22 protein-coding genes are annotated in these 18,762 nt (G+C 41.3%); 10 read left to right on the plus strand and 12 right to left on the minus strand.

Annotated elements, in window-relative coordinates; translation table 11 throughout:
• Positions 1–37: 37 nt before the first annotated feature.
• From ACFQ1M_RS16465 to ACFQ1M_RS16490, 6 genes are read left to right on the plus strand one after another with little or no spacing between them, the layout of a single operon-like run.
• Positions 38–640, plus strand: a complete 603-nt coding sequence (locus ACFQ1M_RS16465; RefSeq protein ID WP_386410241.1) for a hypothetical protein — start codon at positions 38–40, stop codon at positions 638–640.
• A complete protein-coding gene (locus ACFQ1M_RS16470; RefSeq protein WP_386410244.1) occupies positions 637–1,068 on the plus strand; it encodes a nitrous oxide reductase accessory protein NosL in 432 nt (143 codons plus the stop codon). The genes ACFQ1M_RS16465 and ACFQ1M_RS16470 overlap by 4 nt, the downstream gene beginning before the upstream one ends.
• A gap of 6 nt (positions 1,069–1,074) precedes the next feature.
• Positions 1,075–1,368 carry a cupin domain-containing protein gene (locus ACFQ1M_RS16475; RefSeq protein ID WP_386410247.1) on the plus strand — a complete coding sequence of 98 codons (294 nt, stop codon included), beginning with the start codon at positions 1,075–1,077 and terminating at the stop codon, positions 1,366–1,368.
• Positions 1,365–2,603: a nitrous oxide reductase family maturation protein NosD gene (locus ACFQ1M_RS16480; protein ID WP_386410250.1), complete on the plus strand. Its 1,239-nt coding sequence runs from the start codon at positions 1,365–1,367 to the stop codon at positions 2,601–2,603. The genes ACFQ1M_RS16475 and ACFQ1M_RS16480 overlap by 4 nt, the downstream gene beginning before the upstream one ends.
• The gene (locus ACFQ1M_RS16485; protein WP_386410253.1) at positions 2,600–3,307 is read left to right on the plus strand and encodes an ABC transporter ATP-binding protein; all 708 of its coding nucleotides are present in this window, start codon (positions 2,600–2,602) and stop codon (positions 3,305–3,307) included. Before ACFQ1M_RS16480 ends, ACFQ1M_RS16485 begins: the two co-directional genes overlap by 4 nt.
• The gene (locus tag ACFQ1M_RS16490; RefSeq protein ID WP_386410256.1) at positions 3,300–4,082 is read left to right on the plus strand and encodes an ABC transporter permease; all 783 of its coding nucleotides are present in this window, start codon (positions 3,300–3,302) and stop codon (positions 4,080–4,082) included. The genes ACFQ1M_RS16485 and ACFQ1M_RS16490 overlap by 8 nt, the downstream gene beginning before the upstream one ends.
• A gap of 27 nt (positions 4,083–4,109) precedes the next feature.
• On the opposite strand, the gene ACFQ1M_RS16495 is transcribed toward ACFQ1M_RS16490, so the two are convergent.
• The 12 genes from ACFQ1M_RS16495 to ACFQ1M_RS16550 form a co-directional block, all read right to left on the minus strand.
• Complete coding sequence (locus ACFQ1M_RS16495; protein ID WP_386410259.1) at positions 4,110–4,454, minus strand: hypothetical protein; 345 nt, start codon at positions 4,452–4,454, stop codon at positions 4,110–4,112.
• 31 nt (positions 4,455–4,485) lie between these two features.
• The gene (locus ACFQ1M_RS16500) at positions 4,486–5,772 is read right to left on the minus strand and encodes an acetyl-CoA hydrolase/transferase family protein (RefSeq protein WP_386410262.1); all 1,287 of its coding nucleotides are present in this window, start codon (positions 5,770–5,772) and stop codon (positions 4,486–4,488) included.
• 8 nt (positions 5,773–5,780) lie between these two features.
• The gene (gene trxA / locus ACFQ1M_RS16505) at positions 5,781–6,077 is read right to left on the minus strand and encodes a thioredoxin (protein WP_386410265.1); all 297 of its coding nucleotides are present in this window, start codon (positions 6,075–6,077) and stop codon (positions 5,781–5,783) included.
• 114 nt (positions 6,078–6,191) lie between these two features.
• Positions 6,192–6,893 (minus strand): sulfite exporter TauE/SafE family protein, encoded by a 702-nt coding sequence (locus tag ACFQ1M_RS16510; protein ID WP_386410268.1) that lies wholly within the window; start codon positions 6,891–6,893, stop codon positions 6,192–6,194.
• A 1-nt stretch (position 6,894) separates the two neighbouring features.
• The gene (locus ACFQ1M_RS16515; protein ID WP_386410271.1) at positions 6,895–7,341 is read right to left on the minus strand and encodes a FixH family protein; all 447 of its coding nucleotides are present in this window, start codon (positions 7,339–7,341) and stop codon (positions 6,895–6,897) included.
• A gap of 19 nt (positions 7,342–7,360) precedes the next feature.
• A complete protein-coding gene (ccoG, locus tag ACFQ1M_RS16520; RefSeq protein WP_386410274.1) occupies positions 7,361–8,782 on the minus strand; it encodes a cytochrome c oxidase accessory protein CcoG in 1,422 nt (473 codons plus the stop codon).
• A gap of 22 nt (positions 8,783–8,804) precedes the next feature.
• Positions 8,805–9,749, minus strand: a complete 945-nt coding sequence (locus ACFQ1M_RS16525) for a cbb3-type cytochrome c oxidase N-terminal domain-containing protein (RefSeq protein ID WP_386410277.1) — start codon at positions 9,747–9,749, stop codon at positions 8,805–8,807.
• A 5-nt stretch (positions 9,750–9,754) separates the two neighbouring features.
• Positions 9,755–9,931: a CcoQ/FixQ family Cbb3-type cytochrome c oxidase assembly chaperone gene (locus ACFQ1M_RS16530; RefSeq protein WP_386410280.1), complete on the minus strand. Its 177-nt coding sequence runs from the start codon at positions 9,929–9,931 to the stop codon at positions 9,755–9,757.
• Positions 9,932–9,933: 2 nt separating this feature from the next.
• Complete coding sequence (gene ccoN, locus ACFQ1M_RS16535; protein WP_386410283.1) at positions 9,934–12,135, minus strand: cytochrome-c oxidase, cbb3-type subunit I; 2,202 nt, start codon at positions 12,133–12,135, stop codon at positions 9,934–9,936.
• A gap of 2 nt (positions 12,136–12,137) precedes the next feature.
• Positions 12,138–12,329, minus strand: coding sequence for a cbb3-type cytochrome oxidase assembly protein CcoS (ccoS, locus tag ACFQ1M_RS16540; RefSeq protein WP_386410286.1), 192 nt, complete (start codon positions 12,327–12,329; stop codon positions 12,138–12,140).
• A gap of 85 nt (positions 12,330–12,414) precedes the next feature.
• Positions 12,415–14,790: a heavy metal translocating P-type ATPase gene (locus tag ACFQ1M_RS16545; protein WP_386410289.1), complete on the minus strand. Its 2,376-nt coding sequence runs from the start codon at positions 14,788–14,790 to the stop codon at positions 12,415–12,417.
• Between the two features lie 93 nt (positions 14,791–14,883).
• Positions 14,884–15,111: a hypothetical protein gene (locus ACFQ1M_RS16550; protein WP_386410292.1), complete on the minus strand. Its 228-nt coding sequence runs from the start codon at positions 15,109–15,111 to the stop codon at positions 14,884–14,886.
• A gap of 156 nt (positions 15,112–15,267) precedes the next feature.
• Between ACFQ1M_RS16550 and ACFQ1M_RS16555 the strand changes: the two genes are divergently transcribed.
• Genes ACFQ1M_RS16555 through ACFQ1M_RS16570 form a run of 4 tightly spaced genes read left to right on the plus strand, consistent with a single transcriptional unit; the run spans position 15,268 to position 18,748 of the window.
• On the plus strand, positions 15,268–16,122 hold the full coding sequence (locus ACFQ1M_RS16555) for a universal stress protein (protein ID WP_386410295.1): 855 nt from the start codon (positions 15,268–15,270) through the stop codon (positions 16,120–16,122).
• 9 nt (positions 16,123–16,131) lie between these two features.
• Positions 16,132–16,980 (plus strand): universal stress protein, encoded by an 849-nt coding sequence (locus tag ACFQ1M_RS16560; RefSeq protein ID WP_386410298.1) that lies wholly within the window; start codon positions 16,132–16,134, stop codon positions 16,978–16,980.
• A gap of 58 nt (positions 16,981–17,038) precedes the next feature.
• Positions 17,039–17,887 (plus strand): universal stress protein, encoded by an 849-nt coding sequence (locus ACFQ1M_RS16565; protein ID WP_386410301.1) that lies wholly within the window; start codon positions 17,039–17,041, stop codon positions 17,885–17,887.
• Positions 17,888–17,905: 18 nt separating this feature from the next.
• Positions 17,906–18,748, plus strand: coding sequence for a universal stress protein (locus tag ACFQ1M_RS16570; protein WP_386410303.1), 843 nt, complete (start codon positions 17,906–17,908; stop codon positions 18,746–18,748).
• Positions 18,749–18,762 lie beyond the last annotated feature (14 nt).

Here is an 18,762-nt window from a genome sequence, read left to right on the forward strand (position 1 = left end):
CTTTCTCCCCCTTCTTACAAAGAATAACACCACAAATATGAAGAAGAAATCTAGAATAATAATGATCGTTGCGGCATTGCTTCCGCTATTCCTATTTGTCTTTCCTTTATGGAATATAACACTAGAAGCGCCACAATATCCTATACCCCTAGGGATGAACATTCATATCAATGATTTTACCGATATGCACCCTCACGACATTCAGAACATCAATTTGATGAATCATTACGTGGGGATGAAGTACATCCCGGAGGCCATACCAGAGTTTAAGATATTTCCGGCAGGTATCATCACCACCACCATTTTAGGGTTATTGATCGCCTGGAAGGGAAATTACAAGTGGTATTTGGGATGGTTTATCTTAATGATGCTACTCAGTGCTGCAGGTTTATACGACTTTTATTTATGGGAACACGATTACGGTCATGATCTAGATCCGAAAGCCATTATGAAGTTCACCAATCCCGATGGTTCTGTCATGGGATTTCAACCGCCATTGTTTGGGTCAAAGGATATCTTGAATTTCAAGGCACATTCGTACCCTCAATTAGGAGCATATTTCTTGGCCGCTGGCATCGCGCTTTCCTTCGTGGCATTTTTCGTAGGTAAAAAAGAAAAGAATTTAAAAAGCGAATCATGAATAACAGGTTGCCTATATCATTACTGGTCATCGTTTTCTTTTGTGCTTGTAGCAATGGTCCAAAACCAATAGAATACGGTGTAGACGGTTGTCATTATTGTAGTATGACCATTGTCGATAAGATACATGCCGCAGAGATCGTTACCAATAAGGGAAAGGTCTATAAGTTTGACGCCATAGAATGCATGGTAAACTATCACGAGCAAATAGAAGAGAAACGGATCAGGTACTATTTGGCCAATCATTATGCCACTCCAGAGGAATTGATCGATGCGACCAAAGCGACCTTCTTGATCAGTGAAAATGTTCCGAGCCCTATGGGTGCTTATCTAACAGGGTTCAAAGACAAACAACAGGCCGTAGAGGTACAGCTCGAAAAAGGAGGTGAACTTTACGATTGGGAGGGATTATTAACCTATTTAAGATAGCGCGAGATGTATCAAGTTACCGACCATATTAATAAATTGGATTTTGAAGGGTTAAAGATCAAAAAACTCGTAGCTAAAGAAGCTGCTGAAGTATTGATCGTTAGCCTAGAAAAAGGACATAGATTTCCTCAACATACCGCACCTAGAGATGTACTATTAGTAATGCTTGAAGGTGAAATGGTCTTTTATATCAATGACAAAGAATACCTGCTGAAAACCCATCAAACTTTCGATTTTCCAGCAAACACCGAGCATAGTGTAAAAGCCATCCAAAATGCGAAATTTCTTCTCATAAGATGAAAAATATCTCATCCCTGATACTCATGTTTTTTTTGGTGCTTCCGAGCCTGTTATGGGCCTCGCGAATAGAGGTTTGTAAGAACTGTTCGGTCACGACCATCAAAGAAGGAATTGAATTGGCCAAGTCGCGAGATACAGTACTCATTAGAAAAGGAACCTATTATGAGTCAGGTTTGATCATCGATAAGCCGCTTACGCTTCTAGGTATAGACTATCCGACCATCGATGGTGAATCCAAAGGTGAAATCATCAGGGTACAGGCAGATCACGTGATTATTGATGGACTCTTCATCATCAATGTGGGCACTAGTTATACCGAAGATTTTGCCGCGGTCAGAGTAGTAAAGAGCAAACACTTTGTCATTCAGAACTTAGTGCTCGAAAAATTGTTCTTTGGAATCTATTTAGAGAAGTCGAGAGATGGAAAAGTACTTAATAATAGGATCATAGGAAATGCCAAAGAAGAATACAACTCTGGGAATGGTATTCAGTTGTGGTATTCACACAATATAGATATTGCAGAAAATATAATTACCAAAGTAAGGGATGGCATCTATCTTGAGTTTGCCAACAATTGCCGCATCAAAAACAATAGGAGTACCAACAACTTGCGTTACGGCCTACATTTTATGTTCTCAAACGATGACCTCTATCAGTCTAACACCTTTGAAAACAATGGTGCGGGCGTAGCAGTGATGTTCTCAAAAAAAATTAAAATGCTCCAGAATACCTTTCGTAAGAATTGGGGAACGGCTTCGTACGGACTGCTATTAAAGGAGATCAATGACGCGGAGATCAAGGGTAATTTATTTGAGGAGAATACCATAGGCATTAGCATCGAGGGTGCCAATAGAATCAACTATCACAGTAACGATTTCAAACAGAATGGATGGGCGATCAAAGTAAGAGGCGCCTGTTACACCAATAATTTTATCAATAATAACTTCTTGTACAATAGTTTCGATGTTTCCTATAACAGCAAACTCAACGATAATATTTTCGATCAAAACTATTGGAGCAATTATACGGGTTACGACCTTGATAAAGATGGAATAGGAGATGTTCCACATCGTCCGGTAAAATTGTTCTCCTATGTGGTGAATCGTACCCCAGAGACGATCATCCTTATGAGAAGCTTGTTTGTCGACATCATCGACTTCTCAGAAAGGGTGTCACCTGTTTTTACTCCGGATGACCTGGTAGATCATAATCCTTTGATAAATCGCACACGATGATCAGTATAGAGAATTTACATAAATCCTTTTCTAAAAACCAAGTGCTTCGTGGTATCGATCTTCAAATTGAGAACGGTGGGGTTTTCGCTGTATTGGGCCCCAACGGGTCAGGTAAGACGACCTTGATCAAATGCCTTTTGGGAATGGTGATTCCGGACCATGGAACGATCTATATTGATGATCGATCCATAAAGAATGCTTGGAGATATCGTCAAGAAATAGATTATTTACCTCAGATCGCTAATTTTCCCAATAATTTGAAGGTGAAAGAACTTATAAGGATGATCGTTGATCTGCGCGAAAGGAAAGGGGAGCTTCAGCCACTTGTTGAGGCTTTTAACCTTCAGCCTTTCTTGGATAAGAAGTTGGTCAATCTTTCTGGAGGAACCAAACAAAAGGTGAATCTTGTTTTGGCCTTGATGTTCGATAGTCCGTTGATCATCCTCGACGAACCTACTGCTGGGCTCGATCCTATCGCACTCTTGCATTTAAAGAAATTGATTCAACGAGAAAAGCAAAAGGGAAAGACCATTCTGATCACCTCTCATATCATGAGCTTTGTTGAAGAAGTGGCCGACGAGATCGTCTTTCTATTGGATGGGGTGATCTATTTTAAAGGAACTATCGCCGCATTGAGGGAAAAGACCGACGAACGAGATTTCGAACACGCCATTGCATCCATCTTAAAGGAAACCTATGTTTAAAATATTGAAATACAGCTTCTTTGATCTTATTCGTAGCCGATGGAGCTATATTTACCTATTGTTCTATTTGGCACTGGGAATGGTGCTGTTATTCCTAAACAGCGACCTTTCGAAGGCCATCATTACCTTGATGAATGTCATCATTGTATTGGTGCCGCTTATTGGAACCATCTTTGGGGTCATGTATTATTATAACTCAAGGGAGTTCACCGAATTGCTCTTGGCACAACCCGTAAAACGAACCTCTATTTTTCTAGGGCAGTATTTGGGTGTGGCCTTGTCGCTTTCCATGAGTTTGATCATTGGATTGGGACTGCCTTTTCTCTTTTATGGTCTTTTCGAGTCGGATGCCATCTGGGAATTTTTCTTGTTGCTCATCATCGGAACCTTTCTCACCTTCATCTTCACAGCGCTCGCCTTCAATATTGCGCTTTATAACGAGAACAAGATCAAAGGATTTAGCTACGCTATTCTCTTCTGGTTGTTTATGGCGGTCATTTACGATGGATTGTTTCTGGCATCACTCATCATTTTTGAGTCCTACCCCTTGGATAAGTTTTCATTGTGGGCAACCATGCTCAATCCGATCGATCTTTCACGGATTCTTATTTTATTAAAACTCGATATATCTGCTCTTTTAGGCTATACTGGAGCAGTGTTCCAGAAATTCTTCGGAACGAATACAGGCGTCCTTTTTTCCTTTCTCGGGCTTGCTATATGGGTTCTTTTTCCTATCCTAAATATCTACAGAAAGTCGAAGAAAAAGGATTTCTAGCCATTGAGCAACATATGATAAACCATTTTAAGGCTGGTTGAGCGATCTAAATACTACAAGTACAAACCCTACAACAAAAATGGTAGTAAAGATCAATTTGTTATGTTTAGCTAACCAATTAGGCAGGAAAATATCAAAATTGTCCTTTTGAGAATCTGAAAAGTTCCGCGCTAAGACTGTAAGAGGGCAATACATCTTAAACAGTAACAAAACTATACCCTCACCAATGATAAGTCCAATACCGATCCAGGTATACGTATTTACGGTATTTGTTAATCCGGAATATAGGATATAAAAGATGATCGCAACAAAGAATGCCCATATTACAGTATGAACTAGCTTTATGGTCAATAGTTTTTGGGCTCGTTCCATACCTTTAATAGTTAATCAGGGCGACAAGATCTTATATGATACATTTGAACCTCTCGAAGGCTTTTTCCTCTAAAGCTGCTCTATGATCAGGATGCGCAATGGAAATAAGTGCCTTTGCGCGTTTCTTCAAACTTTTTCCGAATAAGTTCACTACCCCATATTCGGTGACAACGTAATGCACATGTGCCCTTGTCGTAGTAACGCCCGCACCTTCTTTGAGAAAGGGCGAGATCTTCGAAGCTCCTTTCTTGGTCGTCGATGGCATTGCGATGATGGCCTTTCCACCTTCAGATAAAGAGGCCCCTCTAATAAAATCCATTTGGCCGCCCACGCCAGAATATTGATAACTACCAATCGTATCGGCGCAAATTTGTCCAGTAAGGTCGATCTCTATTGCACTGTTGATAGCTGTCACCTTAGGATTCCGTCTTATAATAGCTGTATCATTGGTATAGGCTGCCTCTTTGAAATGGACAATAGGATTGTCATCTATAAAATCATATAGCTTTTGTGATCCGGCAGCAAAGCAGGTCACTATTTTATTGGTCTTAATTTCCTTTTCCTCACCAGTGATGACACCGCTTTCTACCAAGGGCAATATGCCATCGGAGAACATTTCGGTATGCACCCCCAGGCGCTTATGGTTGCCCAAGTTGCTCAAAGTCGCGTTGGGAATGTTTCCAATACCCATCTGCAAGGTGGCGCCATCGTCGATCAAACTGGCCACGTGCCGCCCGATCTTACGTTCTATATCGGTGACCTCTGGTAGTATGGTCGTATGAATTGGCATATCGACCTCAACCGCAAGATCGATCTGTTTCATGTGAATGATACCGTCTCCATGTGTACGTGGTACCTGTGGATTCACTTGCGCGATGACCGTTTTGGCGTTCTGTATCGCCGGCAAGGTGATATCTACTGAAACGCCCAATGAACAATAGCCATGTTTGTCTGGTGGTGATACTTGTATCAAAGCGACATCCAAGGGCAGAATTTGCCTTCTGAAAAGCAGGTGCATTTCACCAAGAAACATCGGGATATAATCACCATTGTTCATATTTACGGCCTTTCGGACATTTCCTCCCACAAAACAAGAACTCAATTTAAAGGAATTGCTAAAAGGTTCTTGAATGTAAGGTGCGCTTCCTTCGGTATGAATTTGAATGATCTCAACATCTTCTAATTCTGCATAACGATTACAAAGTGCATCTATAAGCACGTTGGGGGTCATCGCGGCTCCTTGAAAGAATACTCGGTCTCCAGATTTTACTACGGAAACTGCATCTTCTGGCAAAACGGTATTTAAAGTGTATTTCATAGCGTTGGTTATTGAGAATTAATGATATTGATGATATCTTGTTTTTGAAGTACTCCAGACTGTCGCCAGACCTGCTTTCCATCTTTAAATAAAAGCATGGTTGGGACTCCTCGCACTTGAAATTTATTGGCAATGGCTTGGTTCTTGTCCACATCTATCTTAACGATCTTGATGCCCTCTCCAAGCTCATCCTTCACTTGTTTTAAAATTGGAGCGAGCATTTTGCACGGACCACACCAATCCGCATGGAAATCCACGAGTACCGGGACTTCGGCATTGATGATCTTTTTAAAGTTGGATTTCATTTTTTGAATGTTATTATCAATGGATACTGCATTATATTGATAGGTCTTCGACAACCTAAAATCTGACCGAAATTAGGAGATCTCTCAACTGCAAACAATGACAAAAGGCATGTTTCAATGGCATTCTAGTTCTGCCGACACCAATTCGACCACAGGCTTAGGCGAAATGTATGGGATACCCAATCCCAAACCTCGAACGATAAACAAGACTCCGATGATCATCACAAAGACCGGAATTGCTTTCCGAATGTGCTGCCTTGCTTTTCCATTTAAAAAGTTACTTGCGTAAATGGCCGATGTCATTAAAGGAATCGTCCCTAAACCGAACAATATCATATACATACTCCCTTGCCAGGTGTCTCCAAGGGCGACTGCTCCAAAGACTGCCATATATACCAGTCCGCACGGCAAAAAGCCGTTTAAAAAACCGATGGTAATAAAAGTATCAGGGGTTCGTTTTTTTAGTGCAGCACCCAATTCGCTCTTCACTTTGGAGACAATTTTGAATAATGGCTTGGATAGTGAAAAACGACTTAATCGATGTTGCGGAATCAGTACGACAAAGATCATGAGCACTCCAACTCCGATAGAAAGCTGTTGTTGAAGCCCAAATAGTTGAAAACTCTTGCCCAACAGCCCAAAGAGCAATCCTATGATGCTATATGCCAATATCCTGCCAAAATGATAGATGCTTATTTGAAAAAGTTTCTTCTTGGGGTTGTGTCTATCAACGGGTAACATAAAGGCAATGGGGCCACACATGCCAATGCAGTGGAGGCTTCCCAGTAGGCCTAGTATGAATGCTGAAAATAACATGCTAATACGTGATACTCTTTTTAAATAAATACTCTTTTTGATCGTATTCCCAATGGATCTTTATATCCCAGCGACCGTCTACCAAACGTTGTTCAGGTATGAGCAAATGCGATTTAGACAATACAATTGGAATGTCAAAATCTAGTTGTTTGTTAGACGGTCTGTATAGGGATATTTTTCCTTTGATCGCTTTGGGATCCAATGACTCTGGAAACCGTATTTCCATTCCTTCGGCTGTCTTCTCGAGAACGATATCAATAGGCAGCGCTCTTGCATTTCGTTCTGCATCGATCTCTTTCTGGTAGCCAAGTTCTTGTTCATAGTACTTTTCAGTGACCAGTTCATGATGGTATGCCGAATTCGTGGTCAAGGTGATCACAAAATACAAGATAAACCCAATGAATGCTATAAAAGTGATCACGATTCCAGTTCCCCAATTGATTTTCATCTTATTCTTTTTTTAAATTTTATTTATAACTCCGTGGACCCAAAAAGGCTGTCATTGTTGTCTCTATAAGATCTTCGCCACTATAGATGCCGATCTTTAAACGATCTTTATCACCGGTAAGGGCGGCGGCGTTGATCTCTACAAAGAGAGTTCCTTCGGCCAGGTCCTGTGCTGGCATATCAAAATTTTCGTGCGTAACGGATTCTATTGTACCATTGTGAGATAACAGTTTGAAGCTGATATTTTTAATTTCGTTGGTCGTTTTGTTCACCAGCTTGTAGGTATATACGTTGCTGATCATGTTGTTTTCTTTCTTCTGATATAGCTGCCCCGGTAATCTTAGAATGGTAGCTTCAACATCATTTCTTAAAAAGAGCATTCCAGTGAGCACTCCTATAAGAATTGCTAAAACTGCTGCATAGCCCTTCATTCGCGCAGTGATTTTAAAGGTAGCTTTCTTCTCTATATTCTCTTCACTTGCATATCTAATGAGGCCTTTTGCAAGTCCAACTTTTTCCATGATATCATCACATTCGTCAATACAAGCGGTACAATTCACACATTCTAACTGCGTACCATTTCTAATATCGATACCTGTAGGACAAACATGGACGCATTGAAAGCAATCGATACAATCTCCATGTCCTAGGGCTTGTCTATCTTCATTCTTGCGCCATTTCTTTCTTCCTTTTTCGCCTTCACCTCGTTTGTGATCATAGGCCACGACGATCGATTTATTATCCAGCAATACCCCTTGTAATCTTCCATATGGACAAGCGATGATACAGACCTGTTCTCGGAACCATGCAAATACGAAATAGAAAACACCCGTAAAGATAAGAAGCGATACCAGCGTACTCACATGTGCCAGAGGTCCATCGGTGATATACCGAATGAGCTGATCACTTCCGATCAAATACGCCAAGAATATATTGGCGATCAGAAATGAGATGATAAAGAAAATGACCCCTTTCAATACGCGCTTTCTGATCTTTTCGGCGTTCCAGGCTTGTTTTTTTAGACGAATCTGCTTCCCTCGATCGCCATCGATCCAATATTCGATCCTTCTAAACACCATTTCCATGAAGATGGTTTGCGGGCATATCCATCCGCAAAATAGTCGTCCAAACGCAACTGTAAAGAGGGTTACAAAGACCACTCCGATGATCATAGAAATGACAAAGAGGTGAAAGTCTTGCGGCCAGAATGGAAAACCAAAGATATTGAATCGACGTTCTAGCACATTGAACATCAAGAACTGGTTGCCGTTGATCTTAACAAAAGGAGCTGCAAATAGAAAGGCGAGCAGGCCATAGCTCACCCATTTTCTATATTCATAAAAGCGCCCACTTGGCTTTTTAGGAAACACCCAAGCCCTTTTTCCTTCTTCATCGATGGTACCGATAGAGTCTCTAAATCTTTCGTTGGCAGGTGCTTCCAATGGGCTGTTGTTTGATCAATGATTAATTCATGGCAACCTCTAATGAATCATTTGCCTTTTCTGGCTCGATGTCATCAGTAGGGGCTTCTTCCTGTGGTGCATCTGGGTCTATCCAAATATCACCTTCTGGAGCTTTTGGTTTTGCTGGTGTTGTACCTTGTAGGGATAATATGTAGCTTGCCACCTGCGCCATTTCGGCCGGCTTCAAACTTTGTTTCCATGCGATCATCCCTTTTCCATCCCTACCTCCTTCAGAGATCGTTCTAAAGACGTTTTTAATGCCGCCACCTAATATCCAATGTCTGTCTGTGAGGTTAGGGCCGATTCCCCCACCGCCATCTGCCATGTGGCACGCTACACAATTGGTCGTAAAGATCTTTTGTCCAGCGTTTAGATCGGAAGCATCCGTAAGTAACACGACAGTATTCACATCTACCAGATCTTTTGCCGTTTTCTTCCATTCTTCAATGGCTGCCCTAGCCTCGGCTACTTCAATCTCATATTCCTGAGCTTGGGTCGTTCCATTAAATACATGATACTTTGCCAGATATACCACGCCAAAGACGATGGTTGCATAGAAAAGATATAGCCACCAAGGTGGTAAGCTGTTGTCAAGCTCTTTAATGCCGTCATAGTTATGATCGAGGATTATTTCTTCCTCTTCCTCGATGGCCCTCTGATCCAATAGTTTGTTGTAGATGTTTTTAAACCATTTGAATTCGACTTTCTTTTCTTTTTTGGCTAGATAGCGTTCTTGTGCCTCTTCACTCAACGTTTGGAACATAACGCGCTCTACTGCACCTACAATGCTTTCTATTGCGATAAGGATGAGCAGAACGAGCAGCAAGAATAAAGCCACGTACGGATACTCGATAAAGGCGGGCTTCTCACTTTCGACCATATATTCAACTATTCCATAGACGATGAAGAATAGTAAAAGGACTCTTATGTATGATGGAATTTTCATAGTGTTTATTGATTTTGATTGTCTAAAGGAATATTACTTACTTCTTTGATATATTCTTTCTTGGCAGTGACCACCCACAAAAATAGCAACATAAAGAATCCAAAGAAGATCACTAACGAGATCATCGGATAAATTTCGATACCCGTGATGCTTTCCATATGATTTTTTACAAACTTCAACATGACTATTGGTTTTGAGCAGTTAGTTCTTCGACATCTTTAACTTTTATATCAGTCCCCAAGCGCTGTAAATAGGCGATGAGGGCCACGATCTCTCTATCGCGCATTTCTACAAAAGGCTGTCCGTTATCTTGAGCATACTTCTTATCGGCTTCGTAGGTCGAAGCAAAATCTGGATCGGAGTAAAGGTTCTTCTCTATTTTTTCGGCCTGTGCCGCCATACTCGCCTTCGCATTGTCAATGTCCTCTTCGGTATACGGCACACCAAGCGAAACCATCGCCTTCATCTTGGCCTCGGTTTGAGAACGGTCGTGCTCATTGCGCACCAACCATTGATATGCTGGCATAATACTTCCAGAAGAAGTGCTCTGAGGGTCATACATATGATTTAAATGCCAGTTGTCTGAATACTTTCCACCGACCCGAAGCAGATCAGGTCCGGTTCGCTTACTTCCCCATAAGAAAGGATGGTCATAAACAAATTCGCCCGCCTTTGCATATTCGCCATAACGCTCTACCTCGCTTCTAAACGGGCGTACCATTTGGGAGTGACAACTCACACAACCCTCACGGATATAGAGGTCTCTTCCCTCAAGTTCTAAAGGTGTATATGGTTTTACACTGGTGATGGTAGGAATATTGGATTTTACCAACAACGTTGGAATGATTTGAATGATTCCTCCGATCAATATGGCAACTGTAGCCAGTAGCGTCAATTGTACAGGTTTGCGCTCTAACCAAGTGTGGAATCCTTCTCCAGCTACACGTCGTTTGGAAACTCTTGCCAATGGGGCGGCTTCTGCCAATTCATCTTCTACTTTACTTCCTTGTCGTACTGTAAGAATTACATTGTACACCATGATCAACATACCTATGATAAAGAAAGTTCCGCCGATAGCACGCATCCAATACATCGGAATGATCTGCGTTACCGTTTCCAAGAAGTTTCCATAGACAAGCGAGCCATCAGGATTGAACTGCTTCCACATAGAGGCTTGTGTAAAACCAGCGACATACATTGGTAAAGCATATAGAATGATTCCTAGCGTTCCTATCCAAAAATGTGCATTGGCCAATTGTAACGAATATAATCGGGTCTTAAACAATTTTGGAATTAGATAATAGATCATACCAAAGGTTAGGAAGCCATTCCAAGCTAGAGCTCCGACGTGCACATGTGCAATGACCCAATCGCTAAAGTGAGCCACCGCATTGAAGGTCTTTATGGATAACATTGGCCCCTCGAAGGTAGCCATCCCGTAACCTGTGATGGCCACTACCATAAATTTTAGTACAGGATTGGTTCTTACCTTGTCCCAAGCGCCACGAAGTGTAAGCAATCCATTGATCATACCACCCCAAGATGGTGCGATGAGCATTATGGAGAAAACAACACCAAGATTCTGTGCCCAATCTGGCAAAGAAGAATACAAGAGGTGGTGAGGTCCTGCCCAGATATAGATGAAGATCAAGGACCAAAAGTGAACAATTGACAATCGATATGAATATACCGGTCTATTGGCAGCTTTTGGCACAAAATAGTACATCAGTCCAAGGAAAGGTGTCGTTAGAAAAAAGGCCACCGCATTGTGTCCATACCACCATTGTACCAAGGCATCTTGTACACCTGCATAGACAGAATAACTCTTTAATGCACTTACAGGAAGCTCAAGACTGTTAAAGATATGCAGCACAGCAACGGTAACGAAAGTGGCAATATAAAACCATACGGCAACATAGAGGTGACGTTGTCTCCTCTTTAGAATGGTGCCGATCATATTCACTCCAAAGGCCACCCATACCAAAGCGATGGCAATATCGATAGGCCACTCCAGTTCTGCATATTCTTTCGAGGTGGTGATTCCGAGCGGTAAGGTGATTGCCGCAGCGACAATGATGAGCTGCCAACCCCAAAAGTTGAAGTTGCTTAGAAAGTTGCTAAACATTCGAGCCTTGAGCAATCGTTGTAGCGAATAATAGATGCCAGCAAAGGTTGCATTCCCCACAAAGGCGAAGATGACCGCGTTGGTATGTAAGGGTCGCAAACGACCAAAGCTTAGCCAAGAGATGCCGTCCGTAAGATTAGGATAGAGGAACATAAAGGCCAGCAATAGCCCTACGACCATCCCTACAACACCCCATAGAATTGTTGCTACAAGAAATTTCTTTACGATCTTGTTATCATAATAAAATTGCTGCATTTCCATAATTAGGATTGTTTATCATTAGTTAGTGAAGATTCTTTTTCCGTTTCGGTGATAAGTTCGTCCTCAAAGAGCATACGAACCGATGGCGTATATGAATCGTCATATTGGCCATTTCTTACCGAAATGATAAAAGCAATAAAAAAGCCAATAGCGACCACAATGCTAATGGCCAAAAGAAGATAAATAACGCTCATACCAATTGTTGTTATTGGGTTCAAAAGTATACTTGATGTAAAATGAATAAAATGACATAAATCATGTTTTTGAGATTCATGGAAATTATTTCAACCTCCGCCCAAGGATGTTCGTGGCCACTGTGGTAAACACCACAATGCTAATGGAACTCAGAGGCATTAATATGGCTGCCACCACAGGTGATAACTGACCCGTAACAGCAAAATACAAACCGATGATATTATAGATGAAAGACAGGATAAAGCTGGCCTTAATAACTTGAACAGCATTTTTTGAAGCCTTTATGTATTGGTCCAAATGCTCAAATTTCGACGCATCCAAAATGGCATCACAGGCCGGTGAGAAGACGTTCACATTCTCCGAGATCGCAATTCCTACATTGCTTTGTGCAAGAGCACCAGCGTCATTTAGGCCGTCACCAACCATCATCACATTGCTCCCGTGTTGCTGTAAAAGTGCTATATGGTTCAGTTTGTCCTGTGGTTTTTGGCGGAAGAACATTTTTGTGTTGGCAGGTAGAAGCTTTGACAGACGTTCGCGTTCTCCTTCATTATCTCCCGAGATAATGACCAACTGCATGTCTCTGCTGAGGTTTCTAAAGAGCTGTGCCAGACCGTTACGATAAGAATTATTAAAAAGGAATTTTCCCTTATAGCTTTCGTTGGCACATAAGTGTACAGAGGTGCTCTCAGCTGTATCTTGGCGCTTAGCCCCTACAAATTCTGCCGATCCCAATTTGATATGCTGCTCGTTTTTCTTGCCTTCAATTCCCTTACCAAGATGTTCTTCATATGCGTCCAATGGCATAATATCATATTCGGAGAGCATTTCATAGAGCGCCCTGCTCAATGGATGATTGGAGGAACGTAGTGTGTTCTTCAAAAGTGATTCTTCCTCTCTGGTCAGTTCTGACCCTTCATAGTTAATGTTGGTCTTTTTGTTAGTAGTGATCGTACCAGTTTTATCGAAGATGGCGGTATCGATCTTAGCCAACTGTTCAATAATGCTGGCATTTTTTAGGTAGAATCGCCGTTTACCAAAGATGCGTAGTACGTTTCCCAATGTAAATGGTGCCGAGAGTGCAATGGCGCACGGACAAGCAATGATAAGAACTGCCGTGAATACATTCATTGCCAAACTAGCGTCGGTTATGAGCCAAAAGGTAGTTGCTATGATGGCGATAGATAAGATTGTGATCGTAAAGTTCTTGCTGATGCCATCGGTAAGTGTTTTAAAACTGCCAAGCTTGTCTTTGTTGAATATATCATTGCTCCACAACTGAGTTAGATAACTCTGTTCTACAGATTTTAGCGCTTCCACTTCGATGGCTTCGGAAAGTTGTTTCCCACCGGCAAAAAGCTTGTCCCCAGATTGCTTTTTCACTGCTTCGGCTTCACCGGTAACGAAGCTGTAATCGATGTTGGCATTGCCGCTGATCAAGATGCCATCCACGGGAATCAACTCTTCATTTCGTATCAATAATCGATCTCCTTCCTGGATGTCATACACATTGACCGTTTCTTCTTTTTTGTTTTGAGTGATACGGGTAACGGCTATAGGAAAATAGGATTTATAATCGCGTTCGAAGGAGAGAAAATTATAGGTCTTTTGTTGAAAGAATTTACCGATCAGTAGAAAAAATACCAGTCCTGTCAAGCTGTCGAAAAAACCAGAGCCCCAATCAAAGATGATATCGATAGTACTCCTTAGGAAAAGAACCGTAATTCCCAAGGCTATGGGAACATCAATGTTCAATAATCTAGACCGAAGCCCTTTGTATGCAGATATGAAATAGTCTTTTGCGGCATAAACCACCACGGGAACAGAAAAAGCGAACATCAACCATCTGAACACATGTTTGTATTGTTCTAACCAATATTCTTCAACTTCAAAATATTCTGGAAACGATAAAAGCATCACGTTTCCAAAAGCAAACCCAGCCAGTCCCAGCTTATAGATAAGGCTTCTATCCACCTTTTTCTTCTCTTCGCCATAGTCTTCTAGGCTGATGTAAGGCTCGTAGCCAATGTTACACAGTAAAATGACTATTTCTTTTAGTGAAGTCTTTTCAGCCTCAAAGACGATTCTCACCGTCTTCTTTGGAAAATTTACCTGCGAAGTGGTGATCGATGGTAAAAGCTTATGTAAATTTTCTAGTATCCAGATGCAGGAGCTACAATGAATATGTGGTATATAGAAAGTACTTATCTGCGTTCTTCCATCATTGAACTCGAGTAATTTTTCTACGATCTCGTTGTTGGATAGATAATCGTACTTGCCTTGAATTTCAGTGGGAATGGCTCCTGGCGCCTGCTGCAGATCGTAATAACTACATAGGTCGTTCTGGGAGAATATCTCATACACGGTCTTGCACCCATGACAGCAGAAAAACTTTTCTTCAAAGATGATCTCGCCTTTGTCGCAATCATCACCACAATGAAAACATTGGGTATCGCCCATAATATTTGCTCTTTATTACCTGAAAGAGCAAATGTTTTAAAAAGCAATAAGCTGTCATATGACAATTGTCAGCTTTGGAAAAACGTGGTCGAACTATTGATCTTTTTGATCTATAGGGCGGTCTTCATAAAAATCATCAAAGGTTTTCTCGGTAGAATAGTCGTCGGTCAACACCTTATATACCATAATTACAACCAACGCTTGGCCTAGACAGGTGGCATAAAATACCCAGCTGAACGCAAATTCTAAAGAAACCATGAGGGTTACCAGAACAAGCATGATGGTCGTAATGGCCACCATTGACATTGCAGAGATTTTCATAGTAAAGCTTTTTTGTTTTCAAGATAGTGGATACGGCTTTATTAATAGGTTAAAGGACTGCTAATTCTGCATATGCATGTAAATCCGAATGACAATTATCATAGTTTTTGGCTTGTTTCACCAATAGTTTTGTGATAGATCAAAACCGTTAGAACCATGAAAAAAGTACTGCTCCCTACAGATTTTTCTGCCAATGCATGGAATGCGATCACCTATGCTCTAGAGTTTTTCAAGAATGACAAGTGTTCCTTCTACATTTTGAACACGTATTCTCCTGCTTTTTATAGAATGGATTACGCCATGGGTGGTCCGGCATTTAGCGGGATTCCAGATCCCATGATCGATAACTCTATGCTGGGATTGGAGAATACTTTAAAGGATATAAAGAAGAGATTTCCAAACCCAAAGCACCAATTTCACACCTTGTCGGCTTTTAATATCTTAACCGATGAGATCAACGAGGTGGTGGAACGCGAGGATATTGATATGGTCATTATGGGCACGCAAGGAGCCACAGGTGCGAAAGAAGTACTCTTTGGTAGTAATACGGTCTTCGTGATGCGCAAATCCAATGTCCCAGTATTGGCAATTCCTGAAGGCTATAGATTCAAAGAGATAAAAAGCATCCTTTTTCCTACAGATTACCTCACATTTTATAAACGTAGAGAGGTTAAGCCCTTGGTTGAGATAACTAAGATGTGCAAGGCAAAACTTACCGTCTTACATGTGGTTGAAGAATTTGAGCTTTCGGAGAAACAAGAGGTCAACAAGGAGTTTTTGGATGAGTGTTTGGAAGGAGTGGACCATGAATTCAAAGAGATTCGAAAGCAATATATGCCAAACGCGGTCCAAGAGTACATTGCAGGACACGATTACGATATGCTGGCCATGATGAATAGAAAACACTCCTTTTTAGAGCGTTTATTGTTAAGGCAGAATGTAGATTCCATAGGGTTTCATATAAAAATACCATTCTTGGTAATGAGAGATACAGCCAAAATTTCTAAATGATAACTAAAGATGAGAAGAATCCTTTTGCCCACAGACTTTTCGGATAATTCGTGGAATGCCATTTTTTCTGCATTAAAGATGTTCGGTGCCGAAGGATGTCATTTCTATCTTTTGAATGTTTTTAAGGTAAGCCCTATCAACCTTTCTAGGACGCTTGGTGAGGAGCGAAGTGGAATGTTGTTTGATTCTGCGGCGAAAGGATCTCAGGAACAACTGGACAGGATGTTGGAATACCTGAAGAAACATCATCAGCAAAGCAAACATGTTTTCGAGAGCATCTCCAAGTTTGAAGATATTTCCAAAGCGGTTACCGAGACAGTCAAGGAAAAACAAATAGACCTTGTGGTCATGGGGACCAATGGTGCCACCGGTGCCAAGGCAGTTTTTATCGGCAGTACCACTGTGAAGGTTTTAAAGGTCATGCGCAGTTGTCCGATTTTGGTGATTCCTAGCGCTCATGATTTCAAGAGTTTGAAACATGTGGTGTTCCCAACAGATTTCAAGCGTTTTTACAATAGATCAGAACTGGTTCCCCTGATCGACCTCATACTACAGTGGAACTCGAACATCAGGATCTTTCATGTAGCCCAAGAGTTGCATTTAGATGAGATCCAAAAGTATAATAAGGAGACCTTGAAAAAGCATTTTAGAGACCTGCAATATACTTTTCATAAGGTAGACATTCATACCACTGTAGAAGATGCTATTTCAAATTTCGTAGAAGAAAGCAATTCAGATATGGTAGCCCTTATTCATTACAAGCACAGCTTTTTACAAAACCTTACCCAAGAGCCTGTGATCAAAAAGGTGGCCTTTCATACCAAAGTGCCAATGCTTGTGTTACCAGAACTCGAATGACCGATGTCATAGTTTTTAGCGCTTCTGACCAGTAAATTAGGATAGAAAAAAGATAAAAATGATACACATTTTGCTCCCTACAGATTTTTCAGAGAATGCATGGAATGCGATGAATTATGCTGTGTATCTTTTTGAGAAAGAACAATGCATTTTCTATGTGCTACATTCCTATCAAGTTAGTCCTTCAGGCTTGACCAGTAAGATCAATAAAGAGAGAGACACGCGTTTGTATCAAGTTACCAAAGAAGAGCACGAACGAGCATTGGAGAATTGGATGCAGCGACTTGAGGTGGTCAAAAGCAATCCACGTCATAATTTCAAAGGTCTTTCAGTAGCCAGTACTTTGGTCAATGCAGTTGGAAGTGCAACCATGAAATATAATATCGATTATATTTTTATGGGAACGCAAGGTGCCACAGGAGCTAAGGAAGTCTTTATGGGAAGCAACACGGTCGGGATCATCAAGAATATCGATGTATGTCCCATCGTCGCTGTTCCGTCAGATTATGACTATGATGTGCCAGACGATATTATGTTCGCGACAGATTTTAAGCGTTACTTCGAAGAGGTAGAGATAAAGCCGTTGATCGATATGGCCAGACTTTGGAACTCCCGTATTCGTGTGGTGCACATCGATGAGGAACAACAATTGAGTAATGAGCAGCAGCGCAATAAGGATTTGCTAAAACAGCGTCTAAAAGGAATCTCCCACATCTTCGAGGATGTCGAACCAAATTCGAATATTTCAAAGGTGATCAATGCATTTGCTGATAAAGCAAATATTGGAATGGTCGCCATGGTCAATAATAAGCATAGTTTTTTTGAGAAGCTCACCCACGAACCCGTCATAAAACGGATAGCCTTTAAAACCAATGTGCCATTTCTAGTACTCCCTGAAATTGTCTAACCAATAATAATGACCGCCATGAAAAATATTTTGATTCCTACCGATTTCTCCTCCAATGCTTACAATGCTGCGCAATATGCCGTTGAGCTTTTCAAAGATAAGGAATGTACTTTCTACCTCCTTAATGTGTTTACTGTTCAGAACTATTCGACCGCTAATCTGATGATTGCGGAGCCAGGAAATCCTGCGTTCGATTCTGCTCAAATTGCGGCTCAAAAGGAACTAAAGCGTGTAATGGACAAATTGGAAATAAAACGCAACCCAAAACATACCTTTGACATACTTGCAAAATACAATACGCTCTTAGACGAGGTGAACCTTCAGATAAAGAAAAAGGATATCTCGCTCATCGTTATGGGTACCAAAGGCGCTTCAGGAAAACGAGAGGTAATTTTCGGAAGCAATGCCGTAACTATCATGGAAAAGGTGATCGACTGCCCCGTACTGGCTATTCCCGAAAGTGCCCCAATAAAGGTTCCCAGCGAAATCGTATATCCGACATCCTATACGCACAACTATAAACTTGAAGAAATTGCTCCTCTGTTAGAGCTTGTGAGGGAGCATAACTCGGTAATCCGCGTTATGCACGTGGTGCAGGAGGATGAGTTGTCTGATACACAACGGAAAAACAAACAACTGCTAGAGTTTGACCTGGAAGGTATTGAACACTCTTATCATTTGCTCACCAATATCGACCCAGAGACGGCGATCAAATGTTTTGTAGAAAGTAGGGATATGGATATGATCGCCATGATCAATAGAAAGCACAGTTTCTTCGGACGAATTATAAATCCGCCCCTGGTAAAAGGAATCGGAATTCATAGTAGAGTCCCCATGTTGGTAATGCACCGTTCCTCTTAACAAGAAAAAATAGA

Source organism: Sungkyunkwania multivorans, assembly GCF_042675645.1.
GTDB classification, from domain to species: Bacteria; Bacteroidota; Bacteroidia; order Flavobacteriales; family Flavobacteriaceae; genus Sungkyunkwania; species Sungkyunkwania multivorans.